The following is a 21,565-nucleotide window of genomic DNA, read 5'->3' as shown; positions in this document are numbered from 1 at the left end:
TCCTACTACTTCGGCAGCTTTGGGGTGATCTGCCGGTCGATGATCTGCTGCAACTGGGTGGCAACGCCGGCGAATGTCGATGCGACGTCGGCTTTCTGGAGAGCGATCTGCTCGAGTCCGGTGCCGATGATCTGATCGCCACCCGGGACGAACACGCGTGCGTAGTCCTGCGAGCGCGTACGCGAAAGCTGATCCACAGCGGTACGGGAGTTCGGATTCGCGTCGAGGAATGCCTTCATGCTCGGCTCCGACGTTGCCGACTTGCGGACCGGCATGTAGCCGACGTTCTGCGAGAAGTACGCCGTGTTCTCACCATTGGTGATGAAGTCGATGAACTTGAGCGCGTTCTTCTTACGCTGATCGGAGATCTTGGACGGGATGGCGAGCCCGGCGCCGCCGGTGGGGCAACCGGGAGTTCCGTCCACCGCAGGAAGGAACGCGGTGCCGAAGTCGAAGTTCGCAGTCTTCTTGATGCCGGACAGATCGCCCGTCGACGCGATGGTCGACGCCAGGATGCCCGTACCGAATTCGTTTGCGATGTCAGTGGAGACCGCGGCGTACTTCTTGTCGTGAATCATGCTGGAGAGGAACTGCCCTGCGGCAATGGTCTTCTCGTTGTCGAGCTGCAGATTCCACTGGTCGGAGTACGATCCGCCGAAGGTCCAGATGGGGCCTTCGTAGGTCCAGCCGAGGTAATCCTTCGCGTTGCCCCACCCGTGTGCCAACTTGCCGTTGCCCACGACCTTCTGCAGCTCAGGTCCCCACTCGTCGAACTCCTGCCACGTTGCAGGCCCACGGTCGGGAAGTCCGGCCTGCGACCAGACCGCCTTGTTGTAGTAGAACAACGGCGTCGACCGCGCATAGGGAAGTGCGTAGTGCTTGCCCTGGAACAGGTAGTCGGCGAGCAACGAGTCGACGTAGTCGGCCGAGTCGACGCCCACCTCGGAGAAGAGTCCGTCGAGCGGCTCGATTGCCCCGGCAAGTGCGTAGTTGAACCACCAGACATCCGACAGCACAACCACATCGGGAACATCTCCGCCGGAGAGAGCAGCGTTGAACTTCTGCGCCACCTCTTCGTAGTTCTTGCCGCCGTCCACCAAGTTGACCTTCAGGTCCGGGTACTTGGTCTGGAAGCGGTTGATCAATTCCTTCTCCACGTCGGTGGACTTACCCGGGTGGTTCGACCAGAAGGTGATGGTGTTGGACTCACCCGACGCACCGGATGTTCCCGCAGCATCAGCGCTGGAACCACCGGATCCCGCGCATGCGGTCAGTGCTGCGCCGGCGGCGATTGCACCGCCGAGGCTCAGAAATCCGCGCCTGTTCATGTTTGCCATTACTGCTCCTCGAGAAAGAAATGTGACGGGAAAAGCTGTCAGCCCTTGACCGCACCGGAGGTGAGGCCTTTGATCATGTGTCGTTGCAGCAGAAGGAAAATCACCAGGATCGGTAGCATCGTCAGTACCGTTCCTGCCATGACGGGACCCCAGTTGGTGAGTCCGTCGTTGTTCTGCAGTTGCGTCAATCCGATCGGCAGCGGCGCCACCGAGGAATCGTCGGACATGAGGAACGGCCACAGGTACTCGTTCCATTCGTTGACCACCGTGATGATGCCGAACGCCACCATCGTGGGCCCGGAAACGGGGAGCACCACGCGCCAGAGAAGCCGCCAGTGGCCGGCGCCGTCCATCCGCGCTGCCTCGACGATCTCCGAAGGGATCGAGAGAAAATGGTTGCGCATGAGGAACGTACCGAAGGCTACACCCGCGAGCGGAACTATGATGCCCTGGAACGTGTTACGCCAGCCCCACTCTGCCACGAGCGCGTAGTTCGAGATCACGGTGATCTGGTTCGGAACCATCAATGCGGCGATGATTCCGAGAAAGACGAAGTTCTTCCCCGGGAAGCGCAGGAACACCAGCCCATAGGCGCTGAGAGTCCCCAGAACGAACTTCGCCGCGGACAGTATCGTCGTGATCACTATCGAGTTCCGCAGAAACATCCAGAACGGAACCGATGTCGTTGCTTCGGAATAGTTTTCGGGATGCAGCGACGACGGCCACCACGTTGCAGGCTGCGTGTAGATCTCCGGACGCTCCTTGAACGAGGTCATCACGATCCAGTAGAGCGGCAGGACGATGATGACCAAGGCGATCACCATTGCCGCGTAGCCGAGGATCTTCACACCGACCTCACGCCGGTCCACGTTCTTGCGTTCCGGCCCGGGCCGGACGACGGAAGTCGGAGCAGCGCTTTTCTTTTCCTCTACCGCTGTCATTTCTCTTCTCCCCGATCCATGGCACGAACCTGGTAGACGGTGATGATCAGCAGGATCAAGAACATGATGGTGGCAACCGTCGCGCCGTAGCCCGCCCGGAAGTTTCGGAATGTCTCGTTGTACACCTGGTAGACCATCGTCGTCGTCCCTGTACCCAGCGGGCCACCACGGGTCATGACGTTGATGATGTCGAAGACCTGGAGCGAGTTGAGCATGACGGTGATGGAGAGGAAGAACGTCGTCGGGCGCAACTGAGGTAGGAGAACCCGGCGGAACTTGGTCCACGGCTTGGCGCCGTCGATTTCGGCTGCTTCGTTCAATTCTTGCCGAACTCCTTGCAACGCAGCGAGGTAGATGACAAACGTGTAGCCGAGGTTCTTCCACATGTATGTCACCGTCACCATGAACAGCGCCCAGTGGGGGTCCTGATAGAAGTCGGGCGATTGGAGTCCGACGCGGTGCAGGAGATCCTGGATCAGACCGAAGTTGGGGTCGAAGACGAACTGAAACGCGACACCGATCGCTGCACCGGAGATCACGAACGGCGCGAAGATCGCCGACCGGACCAGGTTTCGCCCGACGAGCTTGCGATCGAGCAGCATGGCCAACGCCAGACCGATGACCATCGAACCCACCACTGTGACCAATGTGAATACCACTGTGTTGGTGACAATCTGCCAGGTGTCGCTTCGTCCGAACCACTCGCGGTAGTTGCTCAGCCCGATGAACGTCGCCTTCGGGTCCGCAATGTTCCAGTCGAAGAACGAAAGTCGGATGTTGTCCACCAGCGGGCGATAGGTGAACAAGATCAGCAACGCGAGATTGGGACCTACCAAGAGCGCAAAGAGCGCGTAATCACGCCATGGTCTGCCCCACAGACCTGGCTTGCCTGATGTGGGCAGCGTTCTTTCCGGACTCGATCTCACTGAGGCAGTCTGACCGCTCGCAACGAATGAATGGTGAACGTACAAGACACTCGAGCTGAACGCGACACGAAAAAGGCCCTGCGCGAATACTTCTCGCGCAGGGCCTTCCTCGTCGATGTCTAGCGGTTCCAGTCACCCAATCCGTCGGCGCCGCTGAGGACTCCACCTGCGGTGTTCTGCACGATCACCGGGTCACCCTTGCCTGCGTTCTCGAAGAACCACTTGGCGTCCTCGGTGCTGACATTGAGGCAGCCGTGGCTGACGTTGGTGAAACCTTGTTGCGCTACCGACCACGGAGCGGCATGGACGAAGATGCCACTGTAGGAAATTCGTGTCGCGTACTCGACGTAGGTGCGGTAACCCTCGGGAGAATCGATCGGAACGCCGTACGTGGACGAATCCATGTACATGTCGCGCAGCTGCTCGCCGACGATGTACGTGCCGTTCGGTGTTTCGTGCCCCGGCTTGCCGAACGACGTCGGCATGGTGCGCACGACCTCACCGTTGCGGGTGACGGTGACCTGCTTGGTGTTGTCGTCCGCGACGGTGACGAGTGCGTCACCGATGTTGAACGTGGAGTGCGAATCACCGGCGTCGACGGTCACGGAGATGTTCGCCGGCCAGAACTGTGCCGGCTTCCAACGGACCTGGCTGTCGTTGATCCAGTAGAAGCTGCCATCGACCGGAGGATCGGTGGTCACGCGAATCGCGCGCTCGGCCGTGGCACGGTCGCCGACTGCCTCGTTGAAACGAATGATGATCGGCTGCGCGATGCCGACTGTCTCACCCGCGGACGGGTTGAGCGACGGCGCGGAGAAGTTGGGAGCGCCGATGGGAGCCTGAATCGGTGTACCCGGGATGCCCGGAACCGGAATCGCCGGATCGAGGTACGGAACGCCGGGAATGACGGGCAACGGAATGTCCGGTCCACCGGGGAAGAGAGGAACGGCCGCGGAAGGTCCGGCGAGAGCCAGGCCGGCAGCCACCGCTCCGACGATTGCCACGGCAACCCGTGACGTCCGACGACCCTGTTTGCTGCCCATGTCACTACCTTCGCTCGAATGACCACGTACTCACGTGGATTTTGCGCGGCCGGCATCGATACCCGCCTGGTACCGATGCCGATGCACCATCCGGACGCGCCCGCCGGGCGCACACCTACACGCCCGAGCACGCCAAAGAGAGCAAACCGCACATTTCCATAGTCATTAACACACAAATGCGGCAATCGAGCAATTCGGATGTTCGCCCAAACGTTGCTATCCCTCGCTGCGAGCAGCCGCCAACATCGATTCGATGGAGATGAGTTTGGTTCGCGGTCTACCGGCAGCGGCACCGGATGCTCGTTCTGCCTTGTCGATCCGCTGCCAACCTTGGTAGTCCACCTGATCCGGCGACCGATCTGCCAGCAGAACCTGCAACTTGTCAGCGTCCTCGGTCGGCGTGGCGAGGCGCCCACCAGCGAAGTCGTCGAAGATCATCGACACGGTCTCGGCGGAGCAGTACTTGTTGGTGCCGATTACGCCGGTCGGTCCGCGCTTGATCCAACCCGCGACGTAGACACCCGGGATCGGCGTGCCGGTGTCGGTGTCGATCACGCGGCCGTTCTCGTTGGGGATCACGCCGCGAGCGTCGTCGAAGGGCAAGTCGGCCATCGGTGTGCCGCGGTATCCGACCGACCGAAGCACCAGGGAGGTGTCGATCGTCTCCTCGGTTTCGGTAGGCCGGGCGGAGAGTTGACCAGTCGGCGTTGCCACCAACTCGTTTTTCACGATCCTCACCTGTGAGACTGCACCGTCACCGAGGATCTCGACGGGCGAGGTGAGGAACCGGAGAACGATCCGCTTGCGGGAAGGATCTGCGGTACGGGAAGCAAATTCCTGCGCCTGCTTGACCTTGAGCAGCACGGACGGCTCCGCGGCATCGCTGTCCACGAACGCCTGACTGGCCTCGTCGAGTTCGGCTTCGATCGGGTCGACGACTACGTCCACGTTCGCCATCTGTCCGAGGGCCAACAGTTCGGGATTGGTGTACGCGGCCTGCGCCGGCCCGCGACGGCCGAGAATGACGACCTCACGAATCTTGCTGTTACGCAGCGCTTCCAATGCGTGCTCGGCGAGGTCCGTCTTCGCCAGCTGGTCAGGGTCGGTCACCAGGATGCGTGCGACGTCGAGTGCGACGTTGCCGTTTCCGACGATCACCGCTCGCTCGCCGGACAGATCGAAAGTCCGATCGGCATATCCCGGGTGCCCGTTGTACCAGGCGACGAACTCGGTGGCAGCATGACTTCCCGGCAGTTCCTCGCCCGCGATCTCGAGCTTGCGATCCCCGGCAGCGCCGACCGCGTAGATCACTGCGTGGTGATGGTCCAAGAGTTCCGAATGCGAGATGTGGGTACCCACCTCGACGTTGAAGTGGCAGCGCACGGTCTTTTTCGCGACCACGGCGCGGAACTGGTCGGTGACGCCTTTGGTTCCGGGATGATCCGGCGCCACGCCGGCGCGCACCAATCCGTAGGGAGTGGGAAGCCGATCGAACATGTCGACCTCGACGCGAGGCTTGCCGGTCAGTTCCATCGCCGCATAGCAGGCTGCGGGGCCGGAGCCGATGATCGCCACTTTCAGCGTTCCCAGTTCGGGATCGATCTTGGCCATCGTGATCGGCTCGGGCCAATCCGGGCCCATCGGATGCTTCTCGAAGTACGACGCGTTCATCTGCAGGTACGGCGCGTCGTCCTCGTCGAGTTCGTTGTCCGGGAAGATCGCCTCGACCGGGCACTCGTCCACACACGCACCACAATCGATGCAGGTGTCGGGATCGATGTAGAGCATTTCGGTGGTCGCGAACGGAGCTTCGTCCGGTGTCGGGTGAATGCAATTGACCGGACACACGTCAACACACGAGGCGTCGTTGCAGCACGGCTGCGTGATCACATACGCCATGACATTCCCCTATCCCTGAAACACGAAGCACGAACTGATTCCCAGACTATAACGTGTTCCAATTTGGCGCGAGAATCGTTTTCAGATCACCCCATTGCGCTTCAGCTGCCATACCGCCTGCACGGTGGCGTGACCTCGCCATTCCAACGCCGCGGCGGGCGAATAGCTGTCGAAATCCACCGCCCAACCGCCGTCGTCGTTTTGCCGTGCAGCGAGCGCGGACAGTTCGGAGTCGATCACCGCTGCATCGAACAACGCGCGGGTCGGACCGCCAGGAAGCGGTGAGAAATCGAGGGGCCGCATGAATTCGCCCTCGGCTCCCCCGTCCACGTGAACCAAGCCGTCAGCCGGGATACGCGAACCAAGAGTGCTCACCAACGACGACGCTTCGGGACTGTTCCGGTGAACCGCGTCGAGAAACTGCAAGGCAAAGGCGAGCTCGAGGGCATGCAGAGAATCCGCCCCGTCGATCGCGTCGAGGCAATATCGAACGGCAGAGGCGAACCACGGATGTTCGGCGACGGCCTCGTCGAATTCGGCAACGCGAGCCGCTGCAGCACACACGATGCTGGTGATCTGCAACGACGGCGCCGACGGATCCGCGCTCACCCAGAAGGGCGCACAACCGGCTGGGTCGGCAATCGGGAAGGCGAAGGGCAAACCGCCGCCTGCCAGCGAATTGGTCTGCAACCAGTCGCACAGTTCGACCGCTCTGTGCGTCGGCGTTCCGATGTCGGCAAAGGCTTCGAAGGCATGCAGCGCTCCGCCAGGTTGGCTGGTTGCCGAGCGAAGATCCGGTTCGAGTCCCCAGCCGTACCCACCGTCCGGGTTGCGATAACCGTCCACGGCCGCACAAGCCGCGGCCCGGTCACCCTGTCCGAGAATCAAATTCAGCCGATGCCGATCGAGAGTCCTGGCATGTCCCGCCATGAACCCGACGGCCGCCGTGAGATCAACACTCATGAAGAACGGTTCAGGATTCGTCGCCGTCGAGCCGGAAGCCGACCTTCAACGTGACCTGGAAATGCGCCACGGCGCCGTTCTCGATGTGGCCGCGAGTTTCCACCACCTCGAACCATTCGAGGTTGCGCACCGTCTCGTTCGCCCGGGCGATGGCGGTGCGAATTGCCGCGTCACTGCTCTCGGTGGACGAGCCGACGATCTCGGTCACCCGGTACACGTTGCTGCTCATGGCATTCCCTTCGTGTCAGATTCGACGAACCAACTCCTGCGCCTCGGCGCCGAGCCTCGCAAGGCGAAGATCACCGAGAGCTGTCACAGCACTACCCAACCTGTTGGTGGTGAAACCGAGCGAGAGTCCGCTGGACAGGTCCGCATACGCGCCTGAACCGCCGACTCCGTAGTGGCCTATCGCATTCCGCGGCTGCCGCCGCGCGGCAATGATCGGCGGGTGGTAACCGAGAGTCCAGTTGGGCCGCACCGCCAGCACGTAATCCCGATCGCGAGTCTGGATGGTCGACATCTGGTCGATGGTCGATTCCTTCAGGAACCGCTTCCCGTCGATCACGCCGCCGTTCGCGATGGCGCCGTACATCTTCGCGAGAGCACGCGCGCTGAACACTCCGTTCCAGCCCGGCATGACGGCGTCGTGGACAGCCGGGTTGCGCACCATGACGTCGAAACCGTCCGGCATCGCGGCCTCCGCGAGTCCGCGAGTCGGACCGACGTGTGAGAGCACGGTCGACGCGAAGGCCCAGTTCAAGCCGGCAGGGTTGATATGTGGGAACAGCTTCGCGATCCGTGGACGCTCGGTTTCGGGTACGCGGTACCAGAATTCGTCGACGCCGAGGGGCTTCGCTATCTCCGCTTGTACGACGTCGATGAACGGCTGACCGGACACCCTGGCCACAAGTTCGGCTACCAACCAGCCGTAGGTCACAGCGTGATAGCCGGGGCCTCGAAGCCGACGCGGATCCGGCTTCTCGGCAGCCAGGGCGGCAACGACCGCGTCGTAGTCCATCAGGTCGAGGGGATGCGGCATCAGGCCGCGAACGCGGTGAAGGCCCGCGCGATGTGACATCAGTTCCCGGACGGTGATCTTGTCCTTGCCGGCCCCTGAGAATTCGGGCCAGTACTGAGCAACCGGAGAGTCGTAGTCGATCAGCCCGCGTTCGGCGAGTCGATGAACGACGGTGCTGGCCACGCCCTTGCCGGTCGAGAAGGAAAGCGACACCGTGTCGTGGTCCCAGCGCCTGTCGCGGTCGGCATTGCCGGCCCAGATGTCGAGAACTTTCTCGCCGCCCAGGTACACGACCAGCGCGCCGCCGCCTTGTTGCGGTTGGCGATACATCGCGAAGAAGCGGTCGGCCAAGGGAAGGAATCGCCGGTCCACATACAGCTCGGTGCGCGAAGGCACCTCCACCCGGGCGAGCGAACCCCGTCGTGCATTTGGAGCCATCGCGTCCTCCGATCCCCGCTGATTCAAGTTGTCCGGTCACCGGATCGGTGGCAGGAGCTTGACACCATTGTGACCACTGTCACGCAAGAGGCTCAGGACCGGGGTGCACTCACGGGGTGACCCACGTCGAAGTGCCGTCGCTGACACATCCCTGACCTGTGGCAAGGTTGAAAACAAGGGTGGGACCACCCGAGCAGATCGCCCCGACGTCCGCGTCACCCACCGCCGCTCTGCCGCCAGGTCCGCTGAGCACCACGGCAAAGGGTGAGGAGTCTGTGCGACCGAGTGCGAGCGAACCCGGGCCGTACGCAACGGCGGCAAGCAGCCCACCGCGCGACTCCGCTGCAGCAACGCCGCCGAAGAGTCCGACGCCCGCCGACCGGCCACCGTCTCGCGAATCGGCGACGCCGACGCCATCGCCCTCCACGTGTGAAATCGCGTAACTGGAGGGATCTGCCACCGCTCGGCATGCGGATGACCCGTCGACGATCGTCTGATCTTGGCCGCGCGCCGAACAATCCAACGTCGCGGCCGACGCTGTTCCGCTACCGAGTGACAATCCGAAGGCGGCAAGAATCACGCCACCCGCCGCTAAGCCTGCTGCTCGCATTTTCCGGCGATCCATATCCAACCCCCACAGTGCATTCGACGTGACCGTACATTCGACGTCTAATCGAATTACCCGATATGTCCGCCTCTGACGCTACCCGTCTTTGTTCTTCCTATCTCGGTCCTTGCTCGGTTGAACTCGTTTGGGTTCACCGGGCATTTTGGGATAGTTCGGCGGGTACGGCAGATCGCCAAGTCCCGCCGCCAGATCCTTCTCCCACATCTCCAACAGAACGTCGAGGGCAAAGGCCTTGTCGTGCATCGCTTCCATCGGATCACCACGATCGGCGAGCAAGCCGGGAACCGTGGCGATGGTGCAGTCGTCTGGGTGCACGTCCCGCAGTTCGTCCCAGGTCACCGGCGTGGACACAGTTGCGATCGGCGTCTTACGAGCCGAATACGCCGCCGCGATCGTCCGGTCACGGGCATTCTGGTTGAAGTCGATGAAGATCCGTTCACCCCGCTCTTCCTTCCACCACGCGGTTGTGGCGCGATCGGCACTACGCCGTTCGACTTCACGGGCGAGGGCGATACCCGCGTGGCGGACCTCGACAAAATCCCAGCGCGCCTCGAGCGGGATGTAGACGTGAAGGCCTCGGCCACCGGACGTCTTGGGAAATCCTTCCAATCCCAACTCGGCGAGCAGAGGGCGAAGGACCTCGTCCGCGATGGCAACGGCCTCGTCGAACCCGGTCCCCGGTTGCGGATCGAGATCGATGCGGAGTTCGTCCGGGTGGTCGGTGTCCGGGCAACGCACGGCCCAGGGATGAAACGTGACAGTCCCGAGATTGGCAGCCCACACGATGTTCGCAGCACTACGCACTCGAAGGACGTCGGCCTTGCGACCCGACGGGAACGTGACCTCGCAGGATTCGACGTGCTCGGGCCGCTTTGCCGGCAGCCGCTTCTGGTAAACCTCTTCGCCCTCGATGCCGTCGGGGAATCGCTGAAGATGCGTTGGCCGATCTTGGAGCGCCCGCAACGCTGCACCCTGCAGCGCCACCGTTCGGTAGTACTCGACAAGATGCCGTTTGGTTCCGCCGTCCTCACCCAACTGCGGATAGTAGATCTTGTCCGGGCTCGACAACCGGACCGCGATCCCGTCGACGTCCAGTTCCTCTGCGGGACTCGCCATCACTTACCACCTGCAAGAACATCCGCGAAGTCGTATCGCACCGGAACCTCCAACTGATCGAAAGTGCATTCGTCGGGCACCCTGTCCGGACGCCAGCGCAGGAACCGCGCGGCGTGCCGAAAGCGTTCCCCTTCCATCTGGTCGTACGCCACTTCCAGCACCCGCTCAGGACGAAGCGGAATCCAGGAGCGGTCTGCGGCCGATCTCCACCGGCTGGCCTCTCCCTCTGCCACAACGTCGTCCCCGAGGCGCAAAGGTTCGAGTTCGGCCAACAACTCGATCCTCCGCGCCGCGGTGAAAGCCGAAGCGCCACCGATCATCTTCAATTCGGAACCGTCGAACAGACCCAGAAGCATCGACCCGATACCCGGCTGGCTCTTGTGCGGACGGTAGCCCAGCAGTACGACATCCGCGGTCCTGGCGTGTTTCACCTTGATCATCTCGCGTTTGTTCGGCAGGTACGGTCCCGCCAGCTTCTTGGCGACAACCCCGTCGAGACCCGCGCCTTCGAAGGTTTCGAACCAGGCCATTGCTTCGGCGCTGTCGGCCGTCGCTGCCGTGACGTGGCAACTCGGCCCGCCACCGACGCAATCGAGGAGCAACGCACGTCGCACACCGAAGTCCTCGATCGAGACGTCGCGATCCCCGAGCGCCAGTAAATCGAACCCGACAAATTGCGCGGGCGTCTGTTCCGACAACAATGCGACGCGGCTCGCGGCGGGGTGAATCCGCTCGGAGAGCGCTTCCCAACTCAGGCGCGTCACACCGTCGATCTCACGGGGAACCACCAGTTCTCCGTCCACCACACATTTTTCGGGCAATTCAGACTTGACGGCTTCCACCGCCTCGGGAAAGTACCGCGCCAAGTCCTTTCCTCCTCGCGATCCGAGCACCACTTCGTCACCGTCACGAAAGATGATTGCTCGAAATCCGTCCCATTTCGGCTCGTACGACCACGTCGGGTCACCGGACTCGGGCTGAGGCGGCACAGTGGCCGCAGCCTTCGCGAGCATCGGGGCAAGCGGCGGCATCAGGGGTAGCTCCACCTACCCATACTGACAGTCCGGTTGGCAATTCGACTACCGATGTATTGGAATAGGTCCCGAACAATCTACGAACCAACAGAATTATCCAAGAATCAACAAAGGGGTCCTTATGTCCGGAATCGTCCGGCGACTTTGCACTGCGGTGATCGCAACTTCTGCAATCGCCGCCTTCACCGTCGGTTGCGGTTCCGACATCGAGCCGAAAGCCATTGCGGAATCATCTTCCTCGGTTGCCGATTCGACCACTACCTCCGCAGCCCCGACCACCTCGAAGATCACCGGCCAGGAGGGCTCGGACGACGGCGGCGACGTCGACATCGACGTGTCGATCGGTGATTGCGTCAAGCTCGGCGGTACCACGACGGCCGCGGAAATCGACAACGCGGACTGCGGTAGCAAGGATTCCAACTACAAGGTGGTCGCCAAGGTTCCCACCTCTGATCAGTGTGCCTCCGATGTCGACTCGTACTACTACGAGACCCTCGCGGGTGACGAGCAGGGCGCTGTCTGTCTCGACGTCGACTGGGTAGTCGGCGGATGCATGGACCTCGGCAGCGGAATGGATGAGCCCGCCCGCATCGAATGCTCGGATACCAGCGGCACCAATGTAGTCGAGGTCGTCGAAATCCTGCAGAACTCCACTTCGATCGACGAATGCGGTTCGGGGGCAGACTCGGGATTCGAGCACCCGGAACGTAAGTTCACGGTCTGCGTCGCAACGCTCTGATTCGAGCGCCCTCCCGAAAACACCTGTGCGCCTTGTCAACCGATCTCGGTTAGCAAGGCGCACAGCGCTTTCTACAGCCGTCGCTTTCTACAACCAGCCCCGACGTTTGAAGATCGTGTAGAGACTTCCACACGTCAAGAACATCATCGAGAGCGCAAACGGATAGCCCAAGTGCCAGTGCAGTTCCGGCATGTCGTCGAAGTTCATTCCGTACACGGTTCCGATAAGCGTCGGCGCGAAGAGAATCGCCGCCCACGCCGAGACCTTCTTGATCTCCTCGTTCTGCGCGTAGCTCGCCTGCGTCAGATTGCGCATCTCCTCGTTCTGGTTCTGCGACACCAGAGTTGCGTTCACCGTGAGGATGTTTCCGAGCAACTGACGAAAGCCGTCGGCCCGCTCCACCACAGTCGTCGCATGGTCGGTGACGTCGCGGAGGTAACGCTGGAGTTCCTCGTCCGTGTGGTACTTGTCGAACCCCGCCGACAACCCACGCAGCATTCCCAGCAGCGGACGCGTCGCCCGCTGGAATTCGATCACCTCACGGGTCAGTTCGTAGATGCGACGCGAAACTCCGGGATCGCCACTGAACACTTCGGTTTCGATCTCGTCGATGTCGTTCTGCAGGCCGGCCACCACCGGGGCGTACCCGTCGACGACTGCGTCGAGAATGGCGTAGAGAACGGCCTCGGTACCCAACCGCAACAGGTCAGGATCGTTCTCCATGCGAGTCCGCACCGCCGAGAGATCCGGCGATTCACTGTGACGGACGGTCAGAATGAAGTTCGGACCACAGAAGATGTGCAACTCGCCGAATTCGACCCGCTCGGTCTCGTCGCGGTACCGCGCAGCACGCAGGACCACGAACAGTGTCTTGCCGTAGCGCTCGAGCTTGGGGCGCTGGTGTGCGACAATCGCATCCTCGACCGCCAGTTCGTGGAGGTCGAAATGTTGTGCAGCGGCATACAACTGGGCGTCGTCGGGCCGGTACATGCCGATCCACGCCATCGACTGCGAATCCGGAAGGCATGACAGTGCTTCCGCCAGCGTGGACGGCGACGCTATCCGCTCGCCGTCGCGGTACACGCCACTGTTGACGACGGTCGATTCGACGGGCGCCACCGCCTCGGGCGGGGCAGCCTTGACGACGGTGCGTGCGGCACGCGAGTGCCCGGGATGTGAGTCACCGAGACCCGCGGAACGACGTGGCAGTACCGAACGTGAACGACGAAATTCGCGCATGCTGAACAGCTTTCGAGGGAAGAGTGAACGACGACGCTTGCTTCACAGCAAAGCCGAAGCCGATGAACACACGATGAAGCTGCAGCAAAATACCGGAACAACCCGGGCGGCTACAGCTTCAGTTGGTACTCGGAGGTTGGCCACGCATTACAGCCACACCTCCTCTTCCCTGAATTCCTACGCAAGTCCGCGCACGACGCCAACATGCTACCCCGACTGTCAGAGCGGGACAAACCGAACGACAAGCCGCAGGACAGCACGAACCGGTCGGAGGAAACCCGCTCGACGAATGCAGCTTTCAGTCAGTTCGCAGCGCGCAATCCGCCGATCAAGAGTTCGACGATCTGGTCCGCCAACGACTCCGTCTCCGCCAAAGTCTGCCCTTCACGCCTTCGGTACCAGAGGTCGATGCCGTTGAGACTGCTGAGGAGTACTTTTGCCGCCATTCGCGGCGAGCTCGCACGAATGGAACCATCCGCGACACCTTCGGTCATCACGTCGACGAACAGATTCTCGTAGTCGAGTCGCAGCGAATTCAGTTCCACGAGGACTTGCTGTTGCCTCGGCTTGAGCGCGGAGTTCATCTGGCCCCGGACACCTTGGTGGATCGTGTGGTGGTACCCGAGATGTGTCATGAGATTGACCAGGTGGGCGTGCGACATCGCTTCGAGACGCGCGAGGCCGCTGTCTGCCCCGTCGATCCGAGACTCGACCTCGGCGCGGAGCAGGCTCATCCCGCGCTCGTAGATTGCCAGGTAGATGTCGAACTTCGAACGAAAGTGGTAGTAGACAAGACCTTTGGTGGCCCCGATTCGATCGGCCAGCAAATCCATGGTCGTGGCCGCGTAACCGTCTTCGGCAAAGGCGTCGGCGGCGCTGGTGATGATCGCGGATCGCACGTCCTGAAGATCACTACTCATTCGACTTCCACTCCCATTCGCACTGCCTGCCGGCCCTTGACTGTTTCCACGCTATCGCATAGTAATACTGAGTAGTATCCCAGATCAGAGAGGTTTTCCAATGTCGTTGGATTTTTCCGGCAAGGTAGCGATCATCACAGGCGCAGGCGGCGGACTCGGCCGTTCGCATGCATTGGCCCTCGCCGCACGCGGCGCACGCGTCGTCGTCAACGACATGGGTGGCTCGGTCAACGGCAGTGGCGGCGCTGATACCGCAGCAGCCAAAGTAGTGGCGGAAATCGTCGAGCTGGGTGGCGAGGCCATCGCGGACCACTGCGACATCACCGACGTCGACGCCGTCGCCGCCATGGTCGCGACGGCCGTGGACAAGTGGGGCCGCGTGGACATCCTGATCAACAACGCCGGAATCCTGCGCGACAAGTCCTTCATCAAGGCCGAGCTCGACGACTTCCGCAAAGTCATCGACGTGCATCTGATGGGTTCCGTCATCTGTTCCAAGGCAGTCTGGCCGCACATGGTCGAACAGAACTACGGACGCATCCTCATGACCACGTCGGCGTCGGGAATTTACGGCAACTTCGGCCAGGCAAACTACGGCGCCGCGAAGTCCGGCGTCGTCGGCCTGATGAACGTTCTCGCCATCGAGGGCGAACGCAAGGGCATCCGCGTCAACTCGCTGGCCCCGACCGCCGCGACCCGCATGACCGAAGACCTCCTCGACGAGAAGACTCTCGCTCTGCTTGCACCCGAATCGATTTCACCCGGCGCACTGTTCATGGTCTCCGATGACGCACCGACCAAGACCATCCTCAGCGCTGGCGCCGGCGTCTTCGCGATCGCTCGCATGGAAGAGTCGCAGGGCGTGTACATCCCCGAAGGCGCACTCTCCCCTGAGGTCGTCGCCGAACGGTGGTCCGAGATCAGTGACATGACCAATTCCGTCCAGGTGCCCGCGGCGTTCGATCAGACCCGCCGGTTCGTCGAGAAAGCTGTAGCCGAGCAGCCGGCCAACTGAGCTGGGCAACCAGCCGACTGATCGATCCTGCTCCCCCTAAGGTGTGGTGGTGACCACACCAACGGGAGTTTCGATCGTCGACATCGTCGACAGACTGGGAATGACGTTCCTCAGCGGAGGCGACACCGTCGACGACGCCCGCACTGTCAGCCGAGTGACCCTGCACGAAGGGTCCGGAGTTACGCAAGGCAGCGCGGGCGCCGTCGTGCTCGGCGCAGGACTGGCCGAGTCGGCCGACATTGCCACTGCAGTAAAAGAATACGGTTCGGCCGGAGCCGTCGCGCTGATCGTCAGGGAGCCATTGGCCGTCGACGAAAGCGTCGCACGGGCGGTCGCCGAAGCCGATATCGCACTTCTGGGAATGGTCAAGGATGCAAGCTGGCTGCAAAGTGCGTCGCTGATCAACGAGATCCTCGAATCCGGCAACAACGGGGACCGCACGTCCGCCGCCGACGCCGACCTGTTCGATCTTGCCAACTCGATCGCTCAGGTATTGAACGGCCCGGTCACCATCGAGAATCAGTCGAGCCGGATCCTCGCGTTTTCGGCGGATCAAGCCTTCGGTGACGAGGCACGTAAGCAGAGCGTCCTCGGACATCAAGTGCCGCAGCACTATTCCGACCGGCTCAGGTCAATGGGGTACTTCAACAAGATCTACGGCTCTACCCTGCCGGTATTTCTACCGGGTATCGGGCCGGGCATCAGGCCCCGGGTCGGCATGCGAATACATGCGGCATCCCAGATCCTCGGTTCGATCTGGGTGATCTTGGACGAGGAGCCGAACGAATTGCAGGTCAAAACGCTCGTCGAGGCGGCGGGCGTAGCCGCGATGAGTTTGCTTCGCGCCAAGCTGGCCGCCGATTCCGCACGACGGCTGAGGTTGGGCGAGGTGATCACGCTACTGAGCGGCGGCACTTCGGCCAAGGAAGCGGCCGAGCGACTGGGCTACGGCCGCTCGAAAGCAAACGTACTTGCGGCCGGCTTCCGTAGCGGCGCCGGCGCATCGTTGGAGGCCGAAGCCGACGTCGATCAACTGGCCCTGACACTCAATACCTATCTCGACCAAGTATTTCCGTTGTCGGTGGCGGCAGCGATCGGCGGCACCGTCTACGCCGTCATCCCACACACCCGGCACCAGACCGACGACGACTACGTGCGTCGGATCGCGTCGGAGTTTGCAGACCGTTCCCGTTCGGAAAAGTCGGTGGTCATCGGAATCGGTGCGACAGTGGCCGACGTGATGACGCTGGAGAAGTCACGCGACGAAGCCGACCGAGCGCTTCGCGTTCTGAGGTCGACGTGGAATTCCTCGGGCCGGACCGTCGCGCGCGCCGACGATGTGCAGATCAATTCCCTACTTCTGCGCCTCTCCGACGCCCTGGCGGACGAGAACGAGACCGCGTCGGGTCCGCTCGCGGTACTGCGTGAGTACGACCGCACTCACGACATCAACCTCGTGGACACCCTTCGAGCCTGGCTCGACACGTTCGGCGACATTCCGGCGGCTGCGTCGTTGGTTCACATCCACGTCAACACGTTTCGATACCGCCTCAAGAAGCTTGCCGGGATTGCCGGAATCGATCTCGATGATCCGGAAACTCGATTCAGCCTGATGCTCCAGCTTCGTCTCTTCTATCCGACAGCGTTGTAGCGATCTACCAAGTCTCACGAAACATTCGTAAATCCGGACGATGTTCTCCTCCTTTTGTTGGGTGAGGATTCAAGCAATCGTTTATTGCTCCTGACCCGACAGACCTCGCGTCACTCGGGCGGGACTACACCTTCCGGAGGCACCATGAAACAACGGTCCTACGCACTGCTGGCTGCGGCAACTGGCACCGTTCTTGCCCTGACCGCGTGCTCATCGGGTGGCTCGTCGGGTTCGGGTTCGGGTGGGGGTGAACCCGTCACGGACGGCACCTTCAAATTGGCTCTCGTGGCCGACCCCGGCGCTCTGAATCCGCTGATGACGGCCGCATCGCCGGCGCACCAGCTGGCGCGTCTGAGCTACGACTATCTGCTCCACCCGGATCCCGATACCGGTGTCACCAAGCCATGGCTCGCCGAGAAATGGGAAGAGACAACCACTTCCGCGTCCTTCACCATTCGCGACGGCGTCACCTGTACCGACGGATCCGCTCTGACTGCCCAGACTGTCGCCGACAACGTCAATTTCATCACCAACGCAGCAAACAAATCTGCTCTCCGCGGGGTGTACGCACCGGCAACTGCGAGCGCCACCGCCGACCCGGCGACACGGACAGTGACGGTCACGACTCCGGAGCCCTCTCCGTTCCTGCTTCTCAACCTGGCGCGAATACCGATCATGTGCGAGGCCGGGTTGAAGGATCCGACGGCGGCAAACAAGACGACCTTCGGGTCGGGCATGTTCCAGATGACAGAGGCAGTCGCGAACGATCATTACTCCTACGTTCGGCGCGACGGCTACAACTGGGGACCGGACGGCACCACCTCGGATACGGCCGGAGTACCCAAGAATGTCGTCGCGTCCATCATCACGAACAACAGCACTGCGGCCAACCAGGTGTTGTCCGGCGATCTGAATGCCGCAGCAGTTTCGGGCCCCGACCAGGATCGCATGAACGCCGCGAACCTGGATACCGTCAAGCAGCCTGCTCCGGCGGGCGAGATGTTCTTCAACCACAGTCCCGGCAATCCGACGAGCGATCCTGCCGTCCGCAAGGCTCTGGTCCAGGCTCTCAATCTCGACGACCTCGCCGAGATCTTCACGGCCGGTCGCGGAACCAGATCGACCACGATGGTGTCCATCGAACCGCGGGCCTGCATCTACGACTCTGTCGCCGGAAACCTGCCGGACTTCGATACCAGTGCAGCCGCAGCAACTCTCGAGTCTGCGGGCTGGAAGGTCGGCGCGGACGGTAAGCGCAGCAAGGACGGCACACCGCTCCGAATTCGGATGGTCTACGAGACGTTCGGTGACGCGACCGATGCTGCCGCCGACGTCGCGGTCAACGCGTGGAACGACCTGGGCGCCACCATTGAACTCACCAGCGGCGACTCGAACAAGATTCTCGATGTAGCACTCAGCGGCAAGGACAACACGGCGTGGGATGTTGTGTGGGAGCCGATCAACGTCGCGCTGCCCAGCATGCTGGTCCCCTTCCTCTCCGGTCCTGTGCCCGCTGCGGGAATGAATTTTGCGTCGATCTCCAACCCGGCCTACGACGCAGCCGTCACCAAGGCTTCCGGGCTGACGGGCGAGGACGCTTGTGCCGCTTGGGCAGACGCCGAGTCCGAGATCATCAAAGCAAACTCGGCGGTACCTTTTGCCGACAAGATCACGACTCTCTACTTCAACAATGCGGGTCTTGCATTCGGCCGCAATTTCATCGGTTCGGCCCTGCGCCTGTACCAGTAGACCGCCGGTAGCGACCGGGGAAATCGTCGTGTTTCGCCGGTCGCTGTCGGTATACGGACAGGTATTCACCGATCCAGGCGGTTTTCGTGGGAGCGGACGAAAATCGACCCGATTTTCGTGAGGATCGACAGAGATGCGCGTCACGTCATGCGCCAAGATTTAGCAGTCAACACTCAATCGCGCCCTCACGTTTTTCGCTCGGGCCCCAGCTCCATCCCGGAGGCACCATGAAACACCGCTCCTATCCAACACTTGCGGCAGCCGCAGGGCTCACGCTTGTGTTGTCTGCTTGTGGCTCGGGAGGCACGTCCTCGGGCGCCAGTGGCGGTGAACCGGCCACGGACGGGACCTTCCGTTTCGCCCTGCAGGCCGATCCGGGCGCACTCAACCCGATCATGTCGGCCTCTCAGGCAACCGCCGAGTTGTCTCGTTTGGCCTACGACTACCTGATCTACCAAGATCCCGATACCAGCGAAGTCGGACCGTGGTTGGCGGAGAAGTGGGAAGAGACCCCGACCTCGGTGTCCTTCACCATCCGTGACGGGGTGACCTGTACCGACGGATCGACGCTGACTTCCCAGACCGTCGCGGACAACATCAACTTCGTGGCCAATCCGGACAACGGTTCACAGTTGCGCGGGTCCTCCGTTCCGACCGGTGCCACAGCAACCGCCGATCCGGCAGCGCGCACCGTCACGGTGACCACTGCGGCGCCGAGCCCGTTCCTGCTTCTCAACGTCGGTCGACTGCCGATCCTGTGCGAGGCCGGGCTGAAAGATCCGACAGCATCGAACAAGAAGTCGCTCGGCACCGGCATGTTCGAAGTCACCGAAGTCGCCGCCAACGACCACTACACGTTCCAGCGACGTGATGGCTACAACTGGGGCCCCGACGGCACCGCTTCCGATACCCCCGGCGTCCCCAAGACGGTCATCGCCGCCATGGCACCGAACGTGAGCACCGCCGCAAATCAGCTTCTCTCGGGTGAACTCAATGCAGCTCCGATCGCCGGGCCGGACAAGGACCGCGTCGCGGCAGCCAATCTGGACTCGGTTGGCCGGCCGGTACCCGCAGGCCAGATGTACTTCAACCAGATCGCCAGCAACCCCACCAGTGATCCGGCAGTGCGCAAGGCGCTGATCCAAGCGGTCAATCTCGACGACCTCACTCAGGTCATCACCGCCGGAAACGGGGTCCGGGCAACCAGTCTCGTCGCCGTCGAACCGCGCGCCTGTGTCTACGACTCTGTCGCAGGCAACATTCCGGACTTCGACCTCACAGCTGCAAAGGCAACACTGGACGGCGCTGGTTGGACTGCCGGCGCTGACGGCAAGCGAAGCAAGGATGGCAAGCCGCTCAATCTCCGCCTCGTGTACGACGGCACCGACGATCCGCGCAACGCGGCGGCAGAACTTGCTCAGTCGGCGTGGTCCGAACTCGGCGCAAACGTCGAGGTGACCGGGGGTGACTCGAACAAGATCATCGACGTCATTCTGAGCGGCAAGGACAACTCTGCCTGGGACATCGCCTGGGTCCAGATCAACTCCTCGCTGCCCAGCACGTTCACCGCGTACTTTGCCGGGCCGGTTCCCGCAGCAGGCAAGAATTTCGGATCGGTCAGCAACCCCGCCTACGAAGCAGCAGCCACCAAGGCGTCCGGTCTGACCGGTAGCGACGCTTGTGACGCTTGGGCCGACGCCGAGTCGGAGCTCACCAAGACGATCGCGGCCGTGCCCTTCGCAGATTCCGTCATGAACGTGTACTTCAACAAGGCCGGACTCTCATTCGGTAAGACGCTCACCGGTTCTGCGTTGCGTCTCTACCAGTAAGTCGTTTTCCCGCTCAGCATCTCTTCCCGCCCTGCATCTGTTCCCGCCCTCCGGAAAGACAGCCCATGAGTCAAACTATTGAAGCCGCGAAACCAGAAGCGGCGCCTCAGGCTCGAGCAAAGTGGCTCGAGTCCGACAGCTGGCCCGCATATCTTCTGCGTCGTTTCGGCACCTTCGTGATTTCACTCTGGGCGCTGGTGACTGCGGCGTTCCTGATGCTCCAACTGATTCCGGGCGACCCGGTTCGGTTGGCTCTGGGAATGAACGCACCGGTCGAACTGGTCGAGACAACGAGGTCTCAGCTCGGTTACGACCTTCCCTTGTGGCAGCAGTACTTCCGATTCGTCGGCGGGTTGCTGAGCGGGAATCCCGGTGACTCGATCACCTTGAGGACTCCGGTCTTCGAGGTGATCGCGTCCCGCCTACCGGCAACACTCGAACTGGCTGTACTCACAGTGGTCACGGTGCTGCTACTGGGCATTCCGATCGGCCTCATCTTCGCTGCACTGACCCGCAACGGTCGACGACGCGGAGTCGAGATCGGTTACACCGCAACGTCGGGCACCATCGCCGTGATCCCCGAGTTCATGTTCGGTACGGCGCTGGTCTACCTCTTTGCCGTCACGTTCCCTGTTCTGCCCGTCGCCGGCCGAGGTGGACCGGAAAGCTACATCCTCCCGGTCGCGGCCATGTCGATCGGTGCCATCGCCTCGATGTCGCGCATCGTCCGTGCAGAGGCACTCGGCGTGTTGGACATGGACTACATCCGTACGGCGCGCGCCAAGCGAATGCCCGTGGCACGAATCTACTTCCGTCATGCAATGCCCAACCTCATGACGTCGACGCTGACGCTCGCCGGACTCCTCCTGGGTGGTCTGATTGCCGGCACCGTGCTCATCGAGAGCATCTTCGCCTGGCCCGGTATGGGCATGGCGCTGGTCAAATCCATCACCGAGAAGGACTACCCGCTCGCCCAGACACTGGTCGTGATCTACGGCGCCATCGTCCTTCTCATCAATTTCATCGTCGACGTGGTGCTCGCTCTCATCGACCCACGATCCACAATTCGGGAGAACTGAG

The 21,565-nt window shown here is 62.0% G+C and carries 19 protein-coding genes; 6 read left to right on the top strand and 13 right to left on the bottom strand.

Going from position 1 to position 21,565, the window contains the following annotated elements; all coding sequences use genetic code 11:
* Nucleotides 1-5: 5 nt before the first annotated feature.
* The 11 genes from H351_RS08360 to H351_RS08310 form a co-directional block, all read right to left on the bottom strand.
* Nucleotides 6-1,337 carry an ABC transporter substrate-binding protein gene (locus tag H351_RS08360; RefSeq protein WP_019745217.1) on the bottom strand — a complete coding sequence of 444 codons (1,332 nt, stop codon included), beginning with the start codon at nt 1,335-1,337 and terminating at the stop codon, nt 6-8.
* Between the two features lie 38 nt (nt 1,338-1,375).
* Nucleotides 1,376-2,278, bottom strand: a complete 903-nt coding sequence (locus tag H351_RS08355) for a carbohydrate ABC transporter permease (RefSeq protein ID WP_020970719.1) — start codon at nt 2,276-2,278, stop codon at nt 1,376-1,378.
* Nucleotides 2,275-3,249, bottom strand: a complete 975-nt coding sequence (locus H351_RS08350) for a carbohydrate ABC transporter permease (protein WP_019745218.1) — start codon at nt 3,247-3,249, stop codon at nt 2,275-2,277. The genes H351_RS08355 and H351_RS08350 overlap by 4 nt, the downstream gene beginning before the upstream one ends.
* 74 nt (nt 3,250-3,323) lie before the next feature.
* On the bottom strand, nt 3,324-4,247 hold the full coding sequence (locus H351_RS08345; RefSeq protein WP_019745219.1) for a L,D-transpeptidase: 924 nt from the start codon (nt 4,245-4,247) through the stop codon (nt 3,324-3,326).
* A gap of 216 nt (nt 4,248-4,463) precedes the next feature.
* The gene (locus H351_RS08340) at nt 4,464-6,146 is read right to left on the bottom strand and encodes an FAD-dependent oxidoreductase (RefSeq protein ID WP_029256195.1); all 1,683 of its coding nucleotides are present in this window, start codon (nt 6,144-6,146) and stop codon (nt 4,464-4,466) included.
* 81 nt (nt 6,147-6,227) lie between these two features.
* Entirely contained in the window at nt 6,228-7,109 is an 882-nt protein-coding gene (locus H351_RS08335; RefSeq protein WP_029256196.1) for a hypothetical protein, read from the bottom strand.
* Between the two features lie 10 nt (nt 7,110-7,119).
* Complete coding sequence (locus H351_RS08330; protein ID WP_003939815.1) at nt 7,120-7,338, bottom strand: dodecin; 219 nt, start codon at nt 7,336-7,338, stop codon at nt 7,120-7,122.
* 15 nt (nt 7,339-7,353) lie between these two features.
* Complete coding sequence (locus H351_RS08325; protein ID WP_029256197.1) at nt 7,354-8,565, bottom strand: serine hydrolase domain-containing protein; 1,212 nt, start codon at nt 8,563-8,565, stop codon at nt 7,354-7,356.
* Nucleotides 8,566-8,674: 109 nt separating this feature from the next.
* Entirely contained in the window at nt 8,675-9,190 is a 516-nt protein-coding gene (locus H351_RS08320; RefSeq protein WP_020970725.1) for a DUF6764 family protein, read from the bottom strand.
* A gap of 78 nt (nt 9,191-9,268) precedes the next feature.
* Complete coding sequence (gene ligD, locus H351_RS08315; protein ID WP_003940248.1) at nt 9,269-10,309, bottom strand: non-homologous end-joining DNA ligase; 1,041 nt, start codon at nt 10,307-10,309, stop codon at nt 9,269-9,271.
* On the bottom strand, nt 10,309-11,355 hold the full coding sequence (locus tag H351_RS08310) for an ATP-dependent DNA ligase (protein ID WP_019745225.1): 1,047 nt from the start codon (nt 11,353-11,355) through the stop codon (nt 10,309-10,311). The genes ligD and H351_RS08310 overlap by 1 nt, the downstream gene beginning before the upstream one ends.
* 109 nt (nt 11,356-11,464) lie before the next feature.
* Between H351_RS08310 and lppU the strand changes: the two genes are divergently transcribed.
* The gene (gene lppU / locus H351_RS08305; protein WP_019745226.1) at nt 11,465-12,082 is read left to right on the top strand and encodes an LppU family putative lipoprotein; all 618 of its coding nucleotides are present in this window, start codon (nt 11,465-11,467) and stop codon (nt 12,080-12,082) included.
* 87 nt (nt 12,083-12,169) lie between these two features.
* On the opposite strand, the gene H351_RS08300 is transcribed toward lppU, so the two are convergent.
* Nucleotides 12,170-13,321, bottom strand: a complete 1,152-nt coding sequence (locus H351_RS08300; RefSeq protein WP_007731382.1) for a magnesium and cobalt transport protein CorA — start codon at nt 13,319-13,321, stop codon at nt 12,170-12,172.
* A 302-nt stretch (nt 13,322-13,623) separates the two neighbouring features.
* Complete coding sequence (locus tag H351_RS08295; protein ID WP_029256198.1) at nt 13,624-14,241, bottom strand: TetR/AcrR family transcriptional regulator; 618 nt, start codon at nt 14,239-14,241, stop codon at nt 13,624-13,626.
* Between the two features lie 100 nt (nt 14,242-14,341).
* Here H351_RS08295 and H351_RS08290 point away from each other — a divergent pair, with 100 nt between their 5' ends.
* The 5 genes from H351_RS08290 to H351_RS08270 all read left to right on the top strand — a co-directional run bounded on the left by H351_RS08290 (nt 14,342) and on the right by H351_RS08270 (nt 21,564).
* Entirely contained in the window at nt 14,342-15,256 is a 915-nt protein-coding gene (locus H351_RS08290; RefSeq protein WP_019745228.1) for an SDR family NAD(P)-dependent oxidoreductase, read from the top strand.
* Nucleotides 15,257-15,305: 49 nt separating this feature from the next.
* Nucleotides 15,306-16,907: a PucR family transcriptional regulator gene (locus H351_RS08285; protein WP_037120543.1), complete on the top strand. Its 1,602-nt coding sequence runs from the start codon at nt 15,306-15,308 to the stop codon at nt 16,905-16,907.
* A gap of 144 nt (nt 16,908-17,051) precedes the next feature.
* Nucleotides 17,052-18,656: an ABC transporter substrate-binding protein gene (locus H351_RS08280; RefSeq protein WP_020970729.1), complete on the top strand. Its 1,605-nt coding sequence runs from the start codon at nt 17,052-17,054 to the stop codon at nt 18,654-18,656.
* Between the two features lie 227 nt (nt 18,657-18,883).
* Nucleotides 18,884-20,485, top strand: coding sequence for an ABC transporter substrate-binding protein (locus H351_RS08275; protein WP_029256200.1), 1,602 nt, complete (start codon nt 18,884-18,886; stop codon nt 20,483-20,485).
* A gap of 65 nt (nt 20,486-20,550) precedes the next feature.
* Nucleotides 20,551-21,564: an ABC transporter permease gene (locus H351_RS08270; RefSeq protein WP_019745232.1), complete on the top strand. Its 1,014-nt coding sequence runs from the start codon at nt 20,551-20,553 to the stop codon at nt 21,562-21,564.
* Nucleotide 21,565: the final 1 nt, after the last annotated feature.

The sequence above is a fragment of the Rhodococcus erythropolis R138 genome, from assembly GCF_000696675.2.
In the GTDB taxonomy this organism is placed as follows: domain Bacteria; phylum Actinomycetota; class Actinomycetes; order Mycobacteriales; family Mycobacteriaceae; genus Rhodococcus_F; species Rhodococcus_F erythropolis.
This window is presented reverse-complemented; position numbering and strand designations above follow the sequence as displayed.